The 19760-nt window shown below is 63.3% G+C and carries 17 protein-coding genes and 1 pseudogene; 13 read left to right on the top strand and 5 right to left on the bottom strand.

The window, feature by feature from the left end; all coding sequences use genetic code 11:
* Positions 1–15: 15 nt before the first annotated feature.
* The gene (locus tag KJQ96_RS26975) at positions 16–453 is read right to left on the bottom strand and encodes a twin-arginine translocation pathway signal (RefSeq protein ID WP_249734571.1); all 438 of its coding nucleotides are present in this window, start codon (positions 451–453) and stop codon (positions 16–18) included.
* A gap of 414 nt (positions 454–867) precedes the next feature.
* Here KJQ96_RS26975 and KJQ96_RS26970 point away from each other — a divergent pair.
* A pseudogene (locus tag KJQ96_RS26970) lies at positions 868–961 on the top strand.
* Between the two features lie 138 nt (positions 962–1099).
* Positions 1100–1687: a TMEM175 family protein gene (locus KJQ96_RS26965; protein ID WP_213289495.1), complete on the top strand. Its 588-nt coding sequence runs from the start codon at positions 1100–1102 to the stop codon at positions 1685–1687.
* Here KJQ96_RS26965 and KJQ96_RS26960 read toward each other — a convergent pair.
* A complete protein-coding gene (locus KJQ96_RS26960) occupies positions 1684–2418 on the bottom strand; it encodes a 1-acyl-sn-glycerol-3-phosphate acyltransferase (protein WP_213289424.1) in 735 nt (244 codons plus the stop codon). The two genes, KJQ96_RS26965 and KJQ96_RS26960, sit on opposite strands and share 4 nt — an antisense overlap.
* A 103-nt stretch (positions 2419–2521) precedes the next feature.
* Between KJQ96_RS26960 and KJQ96_RS26955 the strand changes: the two genes are divergently transcribed.
* Positions 2522–3379, top strand: coding sequence for an alpha/beta fold hydrolase (locus KJQ96_RS26955; RefSeq protein ID WP_213289423.1), 858 nt, complete (start codon positions 2522–2524; stop codon positions 3377–3379).
* Between the two features lie 272 nt (positions 3380–3651).
* Here KJQ96_RS26955 and KJQ96_RS26950 read toward each other — a convergent pair whose 3' ends face one another.
* Entirely contained in the window at positions 3652–5274 is a 1623-nt protein-coding gene (locus tag KJQ96_RS26950; protein WP_213289422.1) for an ABC transporter substrate-binding protein, read from the bottom strand.
* A 277-nt stretch (positions 5275–5551) separates the two neighbouring features.
* Here KJQ96_RS26950 and KJQ96_RS26945 point away from each other — a divergent pair, with 277 nt between their 5' ends.
* From KJQ96_RS26945 to KJQ96_RS26905, 9 genes are all read left to right on the top strand, one after another.
* Complete coding sequence (locus tag KJQ96_RS26945; RefSeq protein ID WP_213289421.1) at positions 5552–6682, top strand: M20/M25/M40 family metallo-hydrolase; 1131 nt, start codon at positions 5552–5554, stop codon at positions 6680–6682.
* Between the two features lie 249 nt (positions 6683–6931).
* Positions 6932–7873, top strand: coding sequence for an ABC transporter permease (locus tag KJQ96_RS26940; RefSeq protein ID WP_065748014.1), 942 nt, complete (start codon positions 6932–6934; stop codon positions 7871–7873).
* A gap of 12 nt (positions 7874–7885) precedes the next feature.
* Positions 7886–8776, top strand: coding sequence for an ABC transporter permease (locus KJQ96_RS26935; protein WP_057843901.1), 891 nt, complete (start codon positions 7886–7888; stop codon positions 8774–8776).
* 172 nt (positions 8777–8948) lie between these two features.
* Positions 8949–10589, top strand: a complete 1641-nt coding sequence (locus KJQ96_RS26930) for an ABC transporter ATP-binding protein (protein ID WP_213289420.1) — start codon at positions 8949–8951, stop codon at positions 10587–10589.
* 227 nt (positions 10590–10816) lie between these two features.
* Complete coding sequence (locus KJQ96_RS26925; RefSeq protein WP_213289419.1) at positions 10817–12352, top strand: M81 family metallopeptidase; 1536 nt, start codon at positions 10817–10819, stop codon at positions 12350–12352.
* Positions 12353–12358: 6 nt separating this feature from the next.
* Complete coding sequence (locus KJQ96_RS26920) at positions 12359–13522, top strand: M20 aminoacylase family protein (RefSeq protein WP_213289418.1); 1164 nt, start codon at positions 12359–12361, stop codon at positions 13520–13522.
* A 1-nt stretch (position 13523) separates the two neighbouring features.
* Positions 13524–14948 (top strand): amidase, encoded by a 1425-nt coding sequence (locus KJQ96_RS26915; protein ID WP_213289417.1) that lies wholly within the window; start codon positions 13524–13526, stop codon positions 14946–14948.
* A 231-nt stretch (positions 14949–15179) separates the two neighbouring features.
* Entirely contained in the window at positions 15180–16070 is an 891-nt protein-coding gene (locus KJQ96_RS26910; protein ID WP_213289416.1) for a crotonase/enoyl-CoA hydratase family protein, read from the top strand.
* A gap of 446 nt (positions 16071–16516) precedes the next feature.
* Positions 16517–16906 carry a hypothetical protein gene (locus KJQ96_RS26905; protein WP_213289415.1) on the top strand — a complete coding sequence of 130 codons (390 nt, stop codon included), beginning with the start codon at positions 16517–16519 and terminating at the stop codon, positions 16904–16906.
* Between the two features lie 13 nt (positions 16907–16919).
* Here KJQ96_RS26905 and KJQ96_RS26900 read toward each other — a convergent pair whose 3' ends face one another.
* Together KJQ96_RS26900 and KJQ96_RS26895 are read right to left on the bottom strand one after the other, a co-directional pair.
* Entirely contained in the window at positions 16920–17894 is a 975-nt protein-coding gene (locus KJQ96_RS26900) for an NADPH:quinone oxidoreductase family protein (protein WP_213289414.1), read from the bottom strand.
* Entirely contained in the window at positions 17894–18514 is a 621-nt protein-coding gene (locus KJQ96_RS26895) for a 2-hydroxychromene-2-carboxylate isomerase (protein ID WP_213289413.1), read from the bottom strand. Before KJQ96_RS26895 ends, KJQ96_RS26900 begins: the two co-directional genes overlap by 1 nt.
* Before the next feature lie 158 nt (positions 18515–18672).
* On the opposite strand from KJQ96_RS26895, the gene KJQ96_RS26890 reads away from it, so the two are divergent.
* Positions 18673–19695 (top strand): methionine synthase, encoded by a 1023-nt coding sequence (locus KJQ96_RS26890; RefSeq protein WP_213289412.1) that lies wholly within the window; start codon positions 18673–18675, stop codon positions 19693–19695.
* Positions 19696–19760 lie beyond the last annotated feature (65 nt).

The following is a 19760-nucleotide window of genomic DNA, read 5'->3' as shown; positions in this document are numbered from 1 at the left end:
GCAACCGACAACGTTCTAATTTGCTGACTGGCTTGCCTTCGTACGACCCTTGGCAACGGGAGCGACGATCGATGGCGGGACCGGCGCCGGCCTGGCTTCCGGTTTCGGTTCCTGACACCTGTTCTTCTGCCAGGCTTCATCGGCCAGCTTCGACTGTCCGCGCAACGCGATGTAGTCGTTGCGATAGGCGAGCTCCGCCACCACAGGACCGGCGACGCCGGTTTCGGCCTTGGTCATCAGTCCCTGCAATTCCGCGGTGCGCGTCGCGAGGCTCTTGCGCTCGGTCTCGAGCTGCTTGCAATCGTAGAGATCGTATTTGGCGGGATCGGCAAAGGCCGGCGAAATGGTGTCGCTCATGCCCGCACATCCGGACAGGCCCGAACCGAGCGCAACCAGCGCCAACGCCGCGAGGCTGCGCGAGAATAACCGGCGATGGGACAGCGAGTTGGGCATCGGACCTTCGTTACGTGGATTATCTTGAGATTGCCTAAAGCTCGCCGCAGGTAAACACCCCAAGTGTCCGCATTGAGGCTTTGCTTCTGCGCCCGCGCTCACTTAAAGGTGGGGAGCGTTTGGGCCGGAGATTATCCCAATTCCACTTCTCCGGAAAACGCGCTAAGTATCTGATCTTCTGGTGAAAGCGGGCGTGGCGAAATGGTAGACGCAAGGGACTTAAACGCTTGAGTGCTCTTGGGGAAACCCAAGCTGTAGAACTGCTCAAATTCGGGGAAACCTTTCATATGGCAATCCCGAGCCAAGCGCCCGAACCTAACGGTTAGTGCGAAGGTGTAGAGACTAGACGGGCAGCACCTAAAGGCACGAACGCGCCAATGGTGAAGGTATAGTCCAGACCACAAACGAGCCAGCGCGGATGTCTGGCGAGGCGGCGAAAGCCGTAGCTGGTAAGAAAATCCCTCGGAGGGTGACCTCTGTGCCGGTTCGAGTCCGGCCGCCCGCACCAGCCTTCGCTCGCGAAGCGAGTGAGGGCTGCCACGCCGAAGCCGACAGGCGAAGGTGGGCTTTGTGTCCGCGAGCTACGGCTTGGCAAGCCACCCTGGCGAGCGAAGCGAAAGCGTGGACTGATCAGGGGGACTGGGGGATCACATTGCCGCAAATCCATCTGTTCGAAATGCGCCGGCTGGAGATGCTGAGCAATACCATCTTTGGCGTTGCCATGACCCTGCTCGCCTATGATTTGCCAAAGGCCTCCAGTTTTGCGCAAGCGCCCGACTGGCACGACGTGCTTCGCGTCTATGCGCAACCCGTCATTGCGCTGACGATCAGCTTCGTGGTCGCCGGCCTGTTCTGGTTCAGCCATCACCGGCGGCTGGCGGTGGCGCCGGAAGCAAGCCGCGGTGTGGTGTTCCTCAATCTGTTCTTTCTGCTGTCGATCATCATCCTGCCGGTGACCAACGGCCTCTACGGCGTCTACCGGCTCGATAGCGTGGTCGCGGTGATCTACGGCTTTCACCTGCTGGTGATCGCGGCGCTGAACGCGGTATTGTGGGTTCTGGCGCTGCGCGGCCGCCACGATCCGCAATTGCTGGCGCCGGCGCTGTTTCCGGTCTGTGTGTTCGTGCTCGGCACGGCGATGGCCTTTGTCGAGCCGCGGGTTGCGCAGTATGTCTGGTGCCTGGCGTTTCTCGCGCCGCTTGCGGGCTGGGTTGCTGCGCGTCGCTCTGCCTAGCGCACCTTCGCCTTGCTCAGCGTGAGCAGCCGGCTCGCCTCCTCCGCAATCGTCCGCTCCATCTTTTCCTGAAATTCCTTGCGCGGCAGGCCCGGCGCGATCGGCGGCAGGAAGGACAGCGTGACGGTGCCGGAGTGCATGATCAGCGTCTTCTTGCCCCAGAACAGTCCGGAATTGCACGCCGCCGGCACGACTGATACTTCGAGGTTGGTGTAGAGCGCCGAGATGCCAGCGGACTGGAATCTCATCGGCTCATCGATCGCCTGGCGGGTGCCTTGCGGAAACAGCAAGACCTGACGGCCCTCGCCGGTCGCGCGCCTGGCTTCATCGACCATCTGGCGCAGCGCGTGGCGGCCCGCCGAGCGATCGACCAAAATCATCGGATAGCGCTCCAGGAACCAGCCGACGAATGGCACCTTGCGCAGCTCTTTCTTGGCGACGATGCTGGCGTCCGGGAAAAGCGCGCAGAGCGCCGCGGTTTCCCACAGCGACTGATGATTGCAGGCGATGATGCAGGGGCCATCGGGCACGTTCTCGCGCCCCTGCACCGTGTAATCGAGGCCTACGACATGCTTCATCAGAAACATGATGCCGTTGACCCAGACCTGCGAAACCGCACGCACCGTCGCGCCGCTGGCATTGAACAGCCACATGAACGGCACCGTCAGCGACACGGCGAGCGTCAGGATTACCACCGCCGTATCGAATATGATCGATCTCAAATAGTGCAACGATTGTCCCCTTGGGCGCTTTGTGGCCACCCAATACAGCACTTTCCCGCCGTTGCACAATTGCGCCATCGACCGGTCGGATTTGTCTCCGTAGGATGGTCGGATGCCGGACTACGAGCAAATCACCATCGCGCCGCATCTTGTATTCGACACCATCGCCGCCGGCACGCCCGGCGCGCCGCTGGTGCTGCTGCTGCACGGGTTTGCGGAATCGATGCATTGCTGGCGCGCGCAGGTGACGGCACTCGGAGATATGGGCTATCGCGCGGTGGCGCCGAGCCAGCGCGGCTACTCGCCGGGCGCACGGCCCGATCCACGGGAATTTTCGCACTACCTGATCGACCGCCTGATGGACGACGCCATCGCGATCGTGGCCGCTGCCGGCTATGGGAACGCGCGGTTTCATCTGGTCGGCCATGACTGGGGCGGCAGCATCGCCTGGGGCATCGCCGACCGCCATCCCGAGCGGCTGGCGTCGCTCACCGTTCTCTCGCGGCCGCACCCGAACGCATTCAACCGCGCGCTGGCGACCGACGGCGAGCAGGCGCGGCGCTCAAAGCATCACAAGGCGTTTTTGGAGCCGGATGCCGCCGATGTCGTGCTCGCGAACGATGCCAAATGGCTGCGCGAGCGTCTCGCCGCCAATGGCATTCCTTCTGATGCGATCGAGGGGCATCTTGCCGTGCTCGGCAACAAGGACGCGATGGAAGCGGCGCTCGCCTGGTATCGCGCACGCGGCGCGGTACGCGGCCCGCTCGGTCCGATCCGCGTGCCGACACTTTATATCTGGGGCGACGCTGACGACACCGTCGGTCGCGCCGCCGCCGAAGGCACGGTGGATTTCATCGCTGCGCCCTATCGTTTCGAGGTGCTGCCCGGCGTCGGGCATTTTGCGGCGGATCAGGCGCCGGAACGGGTGAGCGAATTGCTGCTGGAACATTTGGCTGCGCATCCAGCGTGAGGAACGCAACGCCCGCAAAAATGTTGTCGTGCACAAAAATGGAGTACGACAATATGACCAGTGAAAAAGATCGGGAAAAGGCTGCAGCCGAGCGCAAGCAAGCGCGGGATCAGCGCTCTCCGTCGCCGCCACCGCCGCAAGTCTCTCCGCCGCTTGAGAATGACGGCCCGGAACTGGTACGCGATACCCACTGCTGACGATGAAGACAAAAACGCGACGGAGGAGCAATCCTCCGTCGCGATTACTTGCCGTTCGACTTAAAGCGAACCGCCCTACTCGCTCTTGTCAATGTTCCAGAAGACCGGCGTTGCCGGGCCATCGAGCACACCGTTGAGCGATTTGCGCCAGCCGCTCGCGATCAGATACTGACCGAGCGGGATGTAGATCACCTGGTCATAGGCCTGCTTCTGGATTTCCGCAGCGATCTTCTTCTGCTCGTCCGGAGAGGCGGAGCGCGCAAACTTGTCGCGGAGCTCTTCGATCTTGGCGTCTTCGGCCCAGCCGAACCAGCCGCCGTTCTTGCCGCGGCCGCCGACCGAAGCATTGACCACGGGATTGGAGACGTCGGCAGCGACCCAGTTGGTGAAGAACATGTTCCAGCCACCTTCCTTCGGCGGCTTCTGGCTGGCGCGGCGGGTCACCACGGTCTGCCAGTCGGTGGCCTGCACATCGACCTTGAAGCCGGCTTCACGGAGCAACTGCGCCGCGACGATCGGCTGCGCCTTCAGCGTCACGACATCGCCGGGAGCCATGATCACGACAGGCGTGCCATCATAACCGGACTCGGCGAGCAGCTTCTTCGCTTCCGCCATGCCATTGCCCTTCACCAGGGTCTCGGCGCCGACGTCGGTCTCCAGCGGAGTGTCGCACACAAAGAGCGCGCCACAGACCTTTTGATATTTGGGATTGCCGACCAGCGCATCGAGCACGTCCTTCTGCTTCATCGCCAGGAAGGCGGCTCGGCGAACCTTGACGTTATCAAATGGCGGATAGAGGAAGTTCATCCGCCCCAGCGTCTGGAAACCGAACTTGTTGAGGACGTCGACCTTGAGCTCCTTGTTCGCCTCCAGCACCGGCAGCAAGTCGAACGGCAGATTTTCCATGAAGTCGATATCGCCCGACTGCAGCGCGTTCACCGCGGTCTGCGCATCCGGCATCGTGATCCATTCGACGCGATCGACCTTCACCACCTTGCCGCCCGCGGTCCAGCTCGGCGGCTCCTTGCGCGGCACGTAGTCGGCGTTCTTTTCATAGACCGCCTTCACGCCCGGCTGGAATTCAGCCTGCACGAACTTGAAGGGGCCGGATCCCACCTGCTCCTTGATCTGCTGGCCGGCGGGCGTTTCCGCGAGCCGCTTCGGCATCATGAACGGCGTGTAGGACGACGGCTTGCCGATCGATTCCAGCACCAGCCCGTAGGGCTCCTTTAGTTTCAGCGCAAAGCTCTTGGCGTCGATCGGCTCGATGCTGGCGGTAAAGTCCATCAGCTTCTGGCCCATATTGTCGTTCCTGCCCCAGCGCTTCAGCGAGGCGACGCAATCCTCCGCCGTCACCGGCGTGCCGTCATGCCACTTCAAGCCGTCGCGCAAGGTGAAGGTGTAAGTCAGCTTGTCATCTGAGACTTTCCAGTCCGCCATCTGCGGCTGGACCTTGAAGTTGGAATCGGTCGCCAGCAGCGTGTCGTAGACCATGTAGCCGTGGTCGCGTGTGATGTAGGCGGTGGTGAACCCGGGATCGATGACGCGCAGGTCCGAATGCATCACGGCGGTGATGGTCTTCTTGCTGGCGGCCGTGGCCTGCGAAGTCGGGCCCAGCGACGTCAGCGCCGCCGACAGCGCAAGCACCGACAAAGCAGTCGCTATCGTGGGACGTTTCCAACGCATGATGTGGAACATTCGATCTCTCCTGACGTGAAACTGTTCAATGTCCGCTGATTCATTATGCATGCGGTTCGTTATTTGGGCGAACTAACACGCTGTAAATCCTGACTATTTGAAGACTTGCATCAAGCGCGCGGCACGTCAATCCGCTTTGAGGCGGCTACCGCGCTGCGGATACCGCAGGACGCGCGTTCATGTTTCGCTTTACAAATCCGCGCGAGATCATTCTCGTACGCGGCGGGCCGGTGCCCCATCGGTCGAAACCCAAAATTAAGAAAACCAAGAGAAGCCCATGAACCCAGCCAATCTTCCCTTTGATTCCGAGGCCATGCTGCAGGGGTTGCGCGGCTGGGTGGAGTGCGAAAGCCCGACCTGGGATAAGGCTGCGGTGGAACGAATGCTCGACCTCGCCGCGCGCGACATGGCCATTATGGGTGCGACCATCGAGCGCATCGCCGGCCGGCAAGGGTTTGCCGGCTGTGTCCGCGCCCGCTTTCCGCATCCGAAGCAAGGCGAGCCCGGCATCCTGATCGCCGGCCACATGGATACCGTCCACCCCGTCGGCACCATCGAAAAGCTGCGATGGCGGCGCGAGGGCAACAAATGCTTCGGCCCCGGCATCTTCGACATGAAGGGCGGCAATTACCTTTCGCTGGAAGCGATCCGGCAACTGGCCCGTGCCGCGTTCACCACGCCGCTGCCGATTACGGTGCTGTTCACGCCCGACGAGGAAGTCGGCACGCCCTCGACCCGCGACTTCATCGAGGCAGAAGCCGCACGCAACAAATACGTGCTGGTGCCGGAGCCCGGACGGCCCAACAATGGCGTCGTCACTGGACGCTATGCGATTGCGCGCTTCAATCTGGAGGCCGTCGGCAAGCCGAGCCATGCCGGCGCCACGCTTTCTTCCGGCCGTTCCGCGATCCGCGAAATGGCACGCCAGATTATCGCAATCGACGGCATGACGACCGAAGATTGTACGTTCTCGGTCGGCATCGTGCATGGCGGCCAGTGGGTCAATTGCGTCGCCACCACCTGCAGCGGTGAAGCGCTGAGCATGGCCAAGCGCCAGGCCGATCTCGATCGCGGCGTCGAGCGCATGCTGGCGCTGTCAGGCACCAGCAACGACGTCACGTTCACGGTGACCCGCGGCGTCACCCGTCCGGTGTGGGAACCAGATGCCGGCACCATGGCGTTATACGAAAAGGCGCGCGGGATCGCCGCGCAGTTGGGCCTCGAACTGCCCCATGGCAGCGCCGGTGGCGGATCCGACGGCAATTTTACCGGCGCCATGGGCATCCCGACACTGGATGGCCTGGGCGTCCGCGGCGCCGATGCGCATACGCTGAACGAGCATATTGAAGTAGACAGCCTCGCCGAACGCGGCCGGCTAATGGCGGGGCTGCTCGCGACGCTGGAGTGAGGGCGGCCCCTCCGCCGTAATTGCGGGCGAAGCGAAGTAATCCATGCATCAGCGCACGCGGAAGCGTGGATTGCTTCGTCGCTTCGCTTCTCGCAATGACGCGGGGGACATATTCGCTCCGAACCGATTAGCTGCATCGCAAAAAACGCAGGCGCAATGGCACAGGACTTGCTGAAATGCTACGCTGGTGGCGCGGAAACCAAGTCTAAGGGCGGCGCTGCCCAATTCACCTACAACTAACGGATCAAGATGCTCGGATATCTGCTTCGCCGCATTCTCGCCGCCATTCCCGTGATGGGCGTGGTGGCGCTGTTTGTGTTTCTCCTGCTGCGGCTGACGCCCGGCGATCCCGCCGCGATTCTTGCCGGCGACAACGCAACGCCCGAACAGCTCGAGCGTATCCGCACCTCGCTCGGCCTCAACGAGCCGCTCTACACCCAATTCTTCACCTGGATCGGCAAGCTGCTGCAAGGCGACCTCGGCGTCTCCTTGATCTCGAACGTGCCCGTCTTGAAGATGATCAGTCAGCGCGTCGAGCCGTCGATCTCGATTGCCCTTTCCACGATCATTCTGGCTATCGTCGTTGCGGTGCCGCTCGGCGTGATTGCGGCGTGGAAGCACGGCACATGGATCGACCGCTTCGTGATGGGTCTGTCGGTGGTCGGCTTCTCGGTGCCGGTGTTCGTGATCGGCTATGTTCTGATCCAGATCTTTGCGATCGACCTGCGCTGGGTGCCGGTGCAGGGCTTCCGCAGCATCACGGCCGGCTTCGGTCCGTTCTTCGAGCGCATCATCCTGCCGACCTGCACGCTATCCTTTATCTATGTCGCGCTGATCGCGCGCATGACGCGGGCCGCTATGCTCGATGTGCTCGGCGAGGATTATGTCCGTACCGCGCGCGCCAAAGGAATCAGCGAGACCGGCGTGCTGCTGCGCCATGCCCTTCGCAACGCCGCCGTGCCCGTCATCACCGTGATAGGTACGGGATTCGCGCTGCTGATTTCGGGCGTCGTCGTCACCGAGAGCGTGTTCAACCTGCCCGGCATCGGCCGCCTCACAGTCGATGCGGTGCTGGCGCGCGATTATCCCGTCATCCAGGCGATGATCCTGTTGACGTCGCTGATCTATGTCACCGTCAATCTCCTGATCGACGTCGCCTACACCCTGCTTGATCCCAGAATTCGTTATTGAGGCTCGCTACTGATGGCGATCGAAACCCTTCCCGAACCGTCAATCCCTGTCACCACGCCGTTCCGGCCGCGACTTGGATTCCTCACGGCGACGCCGATCATCGCGACCGCGACCGTCTGCCTCGCACTCGTCATCGCGATGGCGATCGCAGCACCTTTGCTCGCGCCGCACGATCCGCAATTGCTGGCGCCGGCACAGCGGCTGAAACCATCAAGCGCGCAGTTCCTGCTCGGCACCGACGCGTACGGCCGCGACGTGCTCTCGCGCATCATCTATGGCGGACGGATTTCGCTCCTGATCGGTCTGGGTGCTGCGGTCTTCTCGATCGGCATCGGGCTCGTGATCGGCCTCGTCTCCGGCTTCTTCAAATGGGTCGACGCCGTGATGATGCGGGTGATGGACGGCTTGATGGCGATCCCTTCCATCCTGCTCGCGATTGCCGTGGTGTCGCTGTCCGGCGCCAGCCTGATGACCGTGCTGGTCGCGATCACCATTCCCGAAATTCCGCGCGTGGCGCGACTGGTGCGCTCGGTCGTGCTGTCGGCGCGCGAAGAGCCTTATGTGGAAGCCGCGATCTCGGTCGGCACCAGCCTGCCCAAGATCATGTGGCGGCATCTGATGCCGAACACGGTGGCGCCGCTGATCGTGCAAGGCACCTACGTCTGCGCGTCCGCCATTCTCACCGAGGCGATCCTGTCGTTCCTCGGCGCCGGCATCAGCCCGGAGACGCCGACCTGGGGCAACATCATGGCCGAGGGCCGCGCCTACTTCCAGGTCAAGCCGTCGTTGATCTTCTGGCCGGGGCTATTGCTGTCGATCGCGATCCTCAGCGTCAACCTGATCGGCGACGCGGCCCGCGATGCGCTCGATCCGCGCATGAAACAACGGGAGGCGGGGAAGTGATGGCTTCCAAGCTTTTGAAGCCGTCATCCCGGGGCGATGCGAAGCATCGAACTATGGTGCGCAATTGCGCACCTGAGAATCTCGAGATTCCGGGTCTGGTGCTTGCGCACCATCCCGGAATGACAGCCTCTGAACTCGTCGCTTCGCTCGCAATGACGGCTGAAAGACCTGCATGACGAATATCATCCTCGACATCGACAACCTCGTCGTCGGCCTCGGCAAAAATCCTTCCGGCCAGCGCATCATCGACGGCGTCTCGCTGCAGGTGCGCGAAGGCGAAACCCTCTGCGTGGTCGGCGAAAGCGGCTCCGGCAAATCGGTGACGTCGCTGACCGTGATGGGGCTGTTGCAGAAAGGCGCGCTGGTGCCCTCGGGCGGCAGCGTCAAGCTGGTCGGCGAGGAACTGCTCACCGCCACCGACAAACGCCTGCGGCAGTTGCGCGCCACGAGGATGGCGATGATTTTTCAGGAGCCGATGACGGCGCTCAATCCGGTGGTGCCGGTCGGCCGCCAGATCGACGAAGTCTTGCGCGCCCACACCGATTTCGACGCCCGCGCCCGGCGCCAGAAGATTTTGGCAATGATGGAGCACGTGCGGCTGCCGGACGTGGAGCGCATCTTTGCCTCCTACCCGCACCGGCTGTCGGGCGGACAGCGCCAGCGCATCATGATTGCGATGGCGCTGGTGCTCGAACCGAAACTCCTGATCGCGGACGAGCCCACGACGGCGCTCGATGTCACCACGCAGAAGCAGATCCTCACCCTCATCCGCGACCTGCAGCGCGATCACGGCACCGCCGTGCTGTTCATCACCCATGACATGGGCGTGGTCGCCGAGATCGCTGATCGCGTTGCGGTGATGCGCTACGGCCGGCTCGTCGAGACTGGCACGCTCGACAGCATTTTGCGCACGCCGACCATGGAGTACACCCGCAACCTGCTCTCCTCGGTGCCGAGCCTGGTGCCGCGGGCGCCCCGCGCGGAGACCGAAGAGCCGGTGGTGCTTGAAGCCAACGAACTGGGCAAGGTCTATCGCGAGCGTTCCTTCCTCGGAAAGACACGCGAAGTCGCCGCCGCCAAGGACGTCAACCTCACTTTGCGCAAGGGCCGCACGCTCGGCATCGTCGGCGAAAGCGGCTCGGGCAAGTCGACAGTGGCGCGCTGCATCGTTCGCCTGATCGATCCGACTTCCGGCGGCGTGCGGCTCGCGGGCCGCGAGATCTCCGACCTCTCGCGGCGGCTCTTGCAGCCGCACCGCAAGAAGATCCAGATCATCTTCCAGGACCCCTACCGCTCGCTCAATCCGCGCGTGGCCGTCGGCGAAACCATTGCCGAGGGCCCGATCAACTACGGCATGCCGCGTGCAGAAGCGCTGGCAAAGGCGCGCGATCTGCTCGAACTGGTCGATCTGCCGGCCGATGCAGTGTCGCGCTATCCGCATCAATTCTCCGGCGGACAGCGTCAGCGCATCGCGATTGCGCGCGCGCTCGCGCTCGACCCCGACGTGCTGGTTGCGGACGAAGCGGTCTCGGCGCTCGACGTCTCCGTGCAGGCGCAGGTGCTCGAATTGCTCGACGAAATCCAGAAGCGGCTGGGCATTGCGTTGTTGTTCATTACCCATGATCTTCGCGTCGCGGCGCAAATCTGCGACGACGTCGCTGTGATGCAACATGGCCGGATCGTCGAACAGGGCCCGGCCGCGCAGGTGCTGACCCACCCGCAGCAAGCCTATACAAGGGCATTGCTCGATGCGGCCCCCGGCCGCGGCTGGGATTTTGCCAATTTCCGGCCTGTGGAAGTGGCGGCGGAATAAATCGAGCTCGCCGTCATTCCGGGCGATGCGCAGCATCGAACCCGGAATCTCGAGATTCCGGGTCTGGTCCTTCGGACCATCCCGGAATGACGGGCCCTCAAATTCGTCGCCCTGCTTCGCGCAGCTATTCCGTATCACGCGGCATGCAAAACGGAATTGCTTCACTCCTTGCACTTGCCACGATGTCCCGCTTAACGTCCCCCAACCAAAACACTGGCTGAGGCACTATGACCCGTATCGCCGTCGGCGGCTTCCTGCACGAGACCAACACTTTCGCGCCGACCAAGGCGACCTATGCTGATTTCGTTCATGGCGGCGGTTGGCCGGCGATGGCGCATGGGCCTGATGTCCTCAAGGTCATGCGCAAAATCAATGTCGGCCTTGCCGGCTTTGTCGAAGCGGCAGAAGCCAATGACTGGGAGCTGGTCCCGACCATCTCCGCAGCCGCCAGTCCGTCTGCGCATGTCACGACCGATGCCTTCGAACGCGTCATGAAGGAGATGGTCGACGGCATCGCCAATGCCGGGCCGATCGATGCCGTCTATCTCGATCTGCACGGCGCCATGGTGACCGAGCAGCATGACGATGGCGAAGGCGAAATCCTCGCGCGCGTGCGCAAGGTGATTGGCCCCGACCTGCCGCTGGTCGCAAGCCTCGATCTCCATGCCAACGTCTCGCCCGAGATGATCGCGCATGCGGATGCGCTGATCGCCTACCGCACCTATCCCCACGTCGACATGGCCGAGACCGGTCGCGCCTGTGCCAAACACCTCGCGCTGCTGCTGAAGACCGGGCAGCGCCTTGCAAAAGCGTTCCGGCAATTGCCGTTCCTGATCCCGATCTCCTGGCAATGCACCAACGACCAGCCGACGAGGCGCATTTACGAGCAGCTCGCGGCGTTCGAAAGCGACGTGGTGCCGACGCTGTCCTTTGCGCCGGGCTTCCCGGCGGCGGATTTTCCCCATTGCGGGCCGAGCGTGTTTGCCTATGGCAGGACGCAGGCCGACGCGGACGCCGCCGCCGACAAGATCGTCGCGCTCGTCGAGAGCCATGAAGACGATTTCGACGGCCGCATCTATTCGCCCGATGAAGGCGTGCGCCTCGCCATCGAGCTTGCGAAAACGGCGAAGAAGCCGATCATTATCGCCGACACCCAGGACAATCCCGGCGCCGGCGGCGATTCCGACACCACCGGCATGCTGCGCGCCCTGGTGCGCAACAACGCGTTCCGCGCCGCCACCGGCGTGATCTACGATCCCGAGTCGGCCAAGGCGGCGCATGCGGCAGGCATCGGCGCCACCGTGACGCTCGCGCTCGGCGGCAAATCGGGCATCCCAGGCGATGCGCCATACAAGGAAACGTTCGTCGTCGAAAAATTGTCGGACGGCAAATTCGTGGCGCCAGGCCCCTATTACGGCGGCCGCGACATGGACATGGGCCCCTCGGCTTGCCTGCGCATCGGCGATGTCAGGGTCGTCGTCGGCTCCTACAAGGCGCAGCTCGCCGATCAAGCGATGTATCGCTATGTCGGCATTGAGCCGACCGAACAGAAAATCCTGGTCAACAAGAGCTCGGTGCATTTCCGCGCCGATTTCGAACCGATCGCCGAAAAGCTTTTGATCTGCGCCGCCCCAGGCGCGATGCCGGCCGATACCGCAGCTCTGCCTTGGACGCGGCTGCGTCCGGGCATCCGCCTCAAGCCGAACGGCCCGGCCTTTGCCCCATTCGCTCCCTTACGCTCAAAATCCTCAGTCACGGGATAAAAAGATATGCCCATCATCGAACGCATCGGCGGCTATGCCGAAGAACTCACCGCCATCCGCCGCGATCTGCATGCCCATCCCGAGATCGGCTTCGAAGAAGTGCGTACTTCCGGCATCGTCGCCGAGAAGCTGAAGGGTTGGGGCATCGAGGTCCATCGCGGCCTCGGCGGTACCGGCGTGATCGGCGTGCTCAAGGGCAAGGGCGACGGCGGCAAGCGCATCGGCCTGCGCGCCGACATGGACGCGCTGCCGATGGAAGAAAATACCAATCTGAAATGGCGCTCGACCATTCCGGGCCGCTTTCACGGCTGCGGTCATGACGGTCATACCACGATACTGCTCGGCACCGCGCGCTATCTGGCTGAGACGAAGAATTTTGACGGCACCGTGCATTTCATCTTCCAGCCCGCCGAGGAAGGCCTCGGCGGCGCGCGCGCCATGATCAAGGATGGGCTGTTCGAAAAATTTCCCTGCGACGAGGTCTATGGCCTGCACAACGCGCCGGATCTCAATCACGGCGAGATCGCGATCCTGCCCGGACCAGCGATGGCAGGCGCCGATTTCTTCGACATCACGATCCAGGGCTATGGCGCGCACGGCGCGATGCCGGAGCGCTCCAAGGATGCGGTAGTGATCGCGACCACGCTGGCCCAAGCCCTGCAGACCATCGTCAGCCGCAACATCGATCCCTTGAAGTCTGCGGTGCTGTCGGTCACGCAGATCCACGCCGGCTCCGCCAACAACGTGATCCCCGGCGAGGCGAAGCTCGGCGGCACGGTGCGCGCCTTCGACGACGGCGTGCGCGCGCTGATCCGCGATCGCATGCGCAAGATCTGCGCCGGCGTTGCCGCGACGTTCGAGTGCGAGATCACGGTCGACATCCGCGACACGTTCAGCGTCCTCGTCAACGAGGAAGAACAGTCCAGGGTGGTCGAAGCGGTGGCGAAGACCGTGGTCGATCCGTCCAAGGTGCTCACGCGCTCGCAGCCGAAGATGGGGAGCGAGGATTTCGCCGACATGATGCAGGTGGTGCCCGGCGCCTATTTCTGGATCGGCCACGACGGCTCGGTGCCCGTGCACAATTCCGGCTTCGTCCTCGACGACAAGATCCTGCCGATCGGCGCCAGCATGTTCGCCCGCATCATCGAAACCCGGCTCCCGGTAGGTTAGCATGCATAAACCAGCTCCCGAGGAAGAGGTCACCTCGCTGCATGACCTCTCCGCCACCGACCTGATCGCCGGCTATCGCGCCAAGCAGTTCTCGCCCTCGGAAGTGCTGGAGGAAGTGATCGAGCACGTCGCGGCCTGGGAGCCACACATCAGGGCGCTCTATCTGTTTGATCCCGACGGCGCGCGTGCGGTCGCGAAGGCGTCGAGTGACCGCTGGCAGAAGGGTGAGCCTGTGAGCACGCTCGACGGGGTGCCGGTGACGATCAAGGACAATATCGCTACCAAGGGCCAGCCGATACCGCTGGGCGCGGCCAGCGTGAAGCTGGTACCGGCAGAAAAGGACGCCCCGCCCGCCGCACGGCTGCGCGAAGCCGGCGCGATCATCTTCTCCAAAACGACGATGCCGGACTATGGCATGCTGTCGTCGGGCCTCTCCAGCTTCCACCCGCTCACCCGCAACCCCTGGGACCTAGCCAAGAACCCCGGCGGCTCTTCTTCCGGCGCGGGCGCGGCGGGCGCGGCCGGCTACGGTCCGCTGCATCTGGGCACCGACATTGGCGGCTCGGTGCGGCTGCCGGCCTGCTGGTGCGGTCTCGTCGCGCTGAAGCCGAGCCTCGGGCGCGTTCCGATCGATCCACCCTATGTCGGCCGGGTCGCAGGTCCCATCACCCGCACCGTCGACGACGCCGCGCTGATGATGTGCGTGCTGGCGAAGCCGGATCGCCGCGACGGCATGAGTCTGCCGGCTGATAGCAGCATCCACTGGAAGACGCTCGACAAGTCGCCGCGCAAGCTGCGCATCGGCCTGATGCTCGATCCCGGCGCCGGCCAGTCGCTTGAGCAGGAAGTGCGTGACGTAGCCGTCAACGCCGCCAAGGCGTTCGAATCCGCCGGCGCGATCGTCAGCGAAGTCAACGGCATCCTGACGCGCGAGATGCTCGACGGGCTCGATAACTTCTGGCGGGCCCGGCTGTGGGACGATCTATCAAAGCTTTCGCCCGAGGACCGCGGCAAGACACTGCCTTACATCCACAAATGGGCAGAAGCCGGCGCCAAGCTTTCCGGCGTCGATGTCGTCAGGGGTTTTAACGCCACCATGGCGATCCGCGCCGCGGCTGCAAAACTGTTCCACGAACTCGATTACGTGATCTCCCCGGTGTCGCCGGTGGTGAACTTTCCGGCCGAGTTCGCGGCTCCCATCAACGATCCCGACAGGCCGTTCGAGCACATCTGCTATACCGTGCCGTGGAATATGGCGGAAAACCCGGCACTCTCGATCAATGGCGGATACGACGCCAAGGGATTTCCGATCGGCGTGCAGATCATCGGCCGCCGCTTCGACGATCTCGGCGTGCTCGGCATGGCCAAGGCGTTCGAGGGCCTGCGCGATGCGCAGCGGCCGTGGCCGACGCCGCCGGGCAAGTAATCGCCGCCGTCATTTTCGCGATGGCCGCCCGAACTCGGGTTTACCCGAGTTCGGCGTATTCAATTGCCCAAGTCGGCAACAGCCGACTTGGGTGGGCCAGGCCCGGAATCCATGCGTCCACATCACCGATCGCGGGCGTGGATGCATAGATTCCGGGTTCGCGCCAAGTGGCGCGCCCCGGAATGACGAGTTAGAAATTCCAATCAAAAGAACACACGGGAAGGAACACCCATGGCGTACGAGACCATCAAGTACGAGGTCGACGATCAGATTCTCACCATCACGCTGAACCAGCCCGACAAGCTCAACGCCTTCAACGGCACCATGCAGCAGGAACTGATCGACGCCTTCGACGCCGCCGACAAGGACGACAATGTCCGCGCTATCATCGTCACAGGCGCAGGCCGCGGCTTCTGCGCCGGTGCCGATCTTTCTTCCGGCGCCAACACGTTCGACCGCGACGCGCGGCGTGGGCCGGTGAAGCGGCTCGCGAGCGGCGCGGTCGATTACAGCGATCCCATGGTGCGCGATGGTGGCGGCCAGGTGACGCTGCGCATCTTCAAGTGCTTAAAACCGGTGATCGCGGCCGTGAACGGGCCCGCGGTCGGCATCGGCGTCACCATGCAGCTCGCGATGGATATCCGCATCGCCTCCGAAGCCGCGCGCTTCGGCTTCGTGTTCTCCCAACGCGGCATCGTGCCGGAGGCGGCCTCAAGCTGGTTCCTGCCGCGCATCGTCGGCATCTCGCAGGCCTTGGAATGGTGCTATTCGGGCCGCGTGTTCCCGGCGCAGGAAGCGCTCGCCGGCCGTCTCGTCAGCAGGGTGGTGCCGCCGGACGATCTGCTGCCGACCGCACGCGCGCTTGCCAAGGAATTCACCGCCAAGACCGCGCCGGTTTCGGTAGCGCTGATCCGGCAGATGATGTGGCGAATGCTGGGCGCCGACGATCCGATGGAAGCCCACAAGGTCGACAGCCGCGGCATCTACGCCCGCGGCCGCTCGGAAGACGTCAAGGAAGGCGTAGTCTCGTTCTTGGAAAAGCGCCCGGCAGAGTTCAAGAACAAGGTATCGAGCGACATGCCCGACTATTTCCCGTGGTGGACGGAGCGCGAATATACGTGACTGCGCAGGCGCCACGAATACCGCTGTCGTCCCGGCGAACGCCGGGACCCATAACCGCAGGGCGTTCTTGTTAGAACGCGCTGGGCCGAGCCTTCGTAAAACCACTTCCTGTGGTTATGGGTCCCGGCTCAGCGCTCGCTAGCGCTCGCTTGGCCGGGACGACAGTCATTGCATAACTAACGCCAGCGCCCGATCGCGCTGCGATCGAGCAGACGATTGCGTTTGTTCGAACCGGCAGTTTTCGCGAAATTTAGCCGAGGCGCTCTATGCTAAGTCGGTCGATCGGCGGCGGGCAAACTAACGTCGCACGTCGCTTTTTGATCCATGTTCATTGAGCATGGAGCCGCGCTCCCGTCCCGCTGCAATTGCGACATCGCGCTGCGATACTGTCATCCAATCCAACTACCGGACCGATACCGATGCGCTTTCGCCTGCGGATGCTCATTTTGGCACCCCTCGTCCTCGCCGGCTGTGCCGATCGGGAGGCCGAATGGGCGCGGCGAGGCCGGGAAAGCCTGGTTGGTCTCGACCAATCGGCGATCCGCATGTGTGCCGGTCTGCCCACGGGCACGACAAAGGATGGCCGTGGCGAAATCTGGATGTATGAGCACGCGACCAGTCCTCCCGGCGGGGTACTGCCTCCCACTGTCACAATCCCGCCCGGGCTGAACATCGGCGGCCAGCCTCCAACAGGCTACTGTCGCGTTCAGCTCCGCTTCGTCGCTGGCAAGGTCGCGCAAGTACAGTATGCCGGTGCGACCGATATCGGCAACGCACAGGATGCAGCCTGCGGTCAGATCGTACGGACGTGCTTACGATATGCCGAAGCGCGGTGAGGAAACTCCGTTGTCATTCCATGGTGAGCGCCACCCTGCCGATCGCCTTGCGGTCGATCAACAGCCGCATCGCTTTCGCGTAATCCTCCAGCGGCAGCCGATGCGAGACGTTGGGGCGGATTTTTCCGGCCTCCGCCCATTCCGTCAGCACCTTGATCCTGATCTCGCCAAGCGCAGGATTTCGCCGCACCGCTTCACCGGCACGGACGCCGAGCACACTCGCGCCCTTGATCATCAACAGATTGGTCTTGGCAAGACCGATGCCACCGGTAAAGCCGATGACCAATAGCCGCGCGCCCCAGTTGATGCAGCGCATCGAGTTCTCGAACACCTCGCCGCCGACGGGATCGAACACCACGTCGGCGCCCTGCCCGTCGGTGATGCGCTTGACGGCATCGCGGAACGGCTCCTGGTCGTAGCGCACGAGATGATCGGCGCCCCTCGCTTTGGCGATCGCGAGTTTCTCGTCGCTTGACGCGGTCGCAATCACGGTGGCGCCGAGCATCTTGCCGATTTCGACAGCGGCAAGGCCAACGCCGCCGCCGGCGCCGTGCACCAGCAGCACCTCGCCCGGTTGAAGCTGGCCGCGGTCGATCAGCGCGTGATAGGCCGTGCCGTGGCCGGCCAGGAACGTGGCGCCTTCGGCGTAGTCGAACGTCGATGGCAGCGGCACGAGCTGCGAGGGCGTGGCGATCGCTTCATCGGAGTAAGCACCGTGCCGCATCTTGACGATCACGCGGTCGCCCACCGCGACGCCCGTAGCGCCGTTGATCTCGACGATATCGCCGGCGGCTTCGACGCCCGGCGTGAACGGCAGTGGCGGCTTGAGCTGATACTCGCCCGCGGCCATCAGTATATCAGGGAAGTTGATCCCGGCGGCACGAATGGCGACGCGCACCTGCCCGAGTGCCAGCGGCGCGGAGGCAAAGGTTTCCAGGCGCAGCTTCTCGGGCGCGCCGAGTTCGCGGCAGACGACGGCCTTCGGCATCAGGCCGCCCGCGCTTTGAGCCGCAGCAGCGCCTCGCGGATCAGCGGCATCCGGTCGTTGCCGAAATACATGTCGGTCTTGCCGACGAAGATCGTCGGCGAACCGAATCCGCCGCGCGCCATCACCTCGTCCGTGTTGGTCTTGAGCTGGTCCTTGATCGCCTGCTGGCCGATCCCATCGAAGAATTTGATGGGATCGACGCCGACGCTCTGGCAGATCTCCGTCAGCACCGAATCCTTTGAGATGTCCTTGTCATCGCCCCAATAGGCCTCGAACACGGCGCGCGCGAACGGCACCATGCGTTCGCCAGATTCCTGTGCAACCCAGATGCAGCCGCGCATCGCCTTGACGCTGTTCACCGGAAACACCGTCGGCGGCATCTTGATCGCAAGGCCTGCGGAGCGCGCCCAGTCGGCGAGGTCCTTCTTCATGTAGCGCGCCTTCAACGGCACCGGCGTTTCGCGCTGCGCGTAGACGCTCGGATTGACGGTGTTGAAGATGCCGCCGACCAGGATCGGCCGCCAGGCGATCTCGACGCCGAGCTCCTTGGCGAGCGGCTGGATGTTATGAAAGGCGAGATAGGTCCAGGGGCTGGAGCAATCGAAGAAGAATTCGAGCATGGGGTTTCCTGTTACGTCTTAGTGTTTAGCTGACCGTTTGCTGTCATTGCGCCGCCCAGTTGCCCCCGGCGCGCCGGGAGGGGTCAACTCTTGTTGTTCTGTACCTTGACCATAAGACATGGCAGACAGGCGCTCAATCAACCCATCGGGAGGCTCCCATGCTGTTTCCAACCACGATCGCAGGCTCCTTGCCGAAGCCGGAATGGCTGGCCGAGCCCAATACGCTGTGGGCACCCTGGAAATCGAAGGGTGACGAGCTCGCCCGCGCCAAGCGCGACGCCACCATGCTGGCGGTGAAGCTGCAGGAGGATGCCGGCGTCGATATCGTCACCGAGGGCGAGCAGGCCCGCCAGCACTTCGTCCACGGCTTTCTAGAGAAGGTCGAGGGCATTGATTTCGCCCACAAGGTCGAGATGGGCATCCGCAAGGACCGCTACAAGGCGATGGTGCCTCAGGTGACAGCACCGTTGACGCTCAAGGGGCGTGTCCATGCGGACGAGGCCCGCGTCGCCCGCACCCATACCACGCGCAAGCTGAAATTCACCCTGCCCGGCCCGATGACCATCGCCGACACCGTCGCCGACCGGTACTACGGTGACAAGGTCAAGATGGCGTTCGCCTTTGCCGAACTGCTCAACAACGAGGCCAAGGCGCTGCAGGCGGATGGCGTCGACGTGATCCAGTTTGACGAGCCCGCCTTCAACGTCTTCATGGACGAGGTCTCAGACTGGGGCATAAGAGCGCTGGAGCGGGCGGCCGAAGGCCTGACCTGCACCACTGCCGTTCACATCTGCTACGGCTATGGCATCAAGGCCAACACCGACTGGAAGCAGACGCTGGGCAGCGAGTGGCGGCAGTATGAGGATATTTTCCCGGCGATCGCGAAAAGCCCGATCCAGCAGGTCGCGATCGAGTGCCGCAACTCGAAAGTTCCGCTGGATTTGCTCGCGCTGCTTCCCGGCAAGGTGGTGCAAGCCGGCGTGATCGACGTCGCCAGCGACACGGTGGAGACCGCGGAAGACGTCGTTCAGGTGATCGAGGCGGTGTCCAAATTCGTGCCGCTCAGCAACATCGTCGCGACCACCAATTGCGGCATGGCCCCGATGCGGAGAGATATCGCAGAGGCGAAGCTGGCCGCGCTCGGCGCGGGCGCGAAGCTGGCGCGACAGAAGTTGGGGTGATGTTTCCGTCCCCTCTCCCGCTTGCGGGGGATGGTCAGGGTGGGGGCTCTCTCCACGCGCGCGAA

It is taken from the genome of Bradyrhizobium sp. sGM-13, assembly GCF_018398875.1.
Lineage (GTDB): Bacteria > Pseudomonadota > Alphaproteobacteria > Rhizobiales > Xanthobacteraceae > Bradyrhizobium.
Note: the sequence above shows the minus strand (reverse complement) of the source record. Positions and strands in the feature narration are given on the sequence as shown.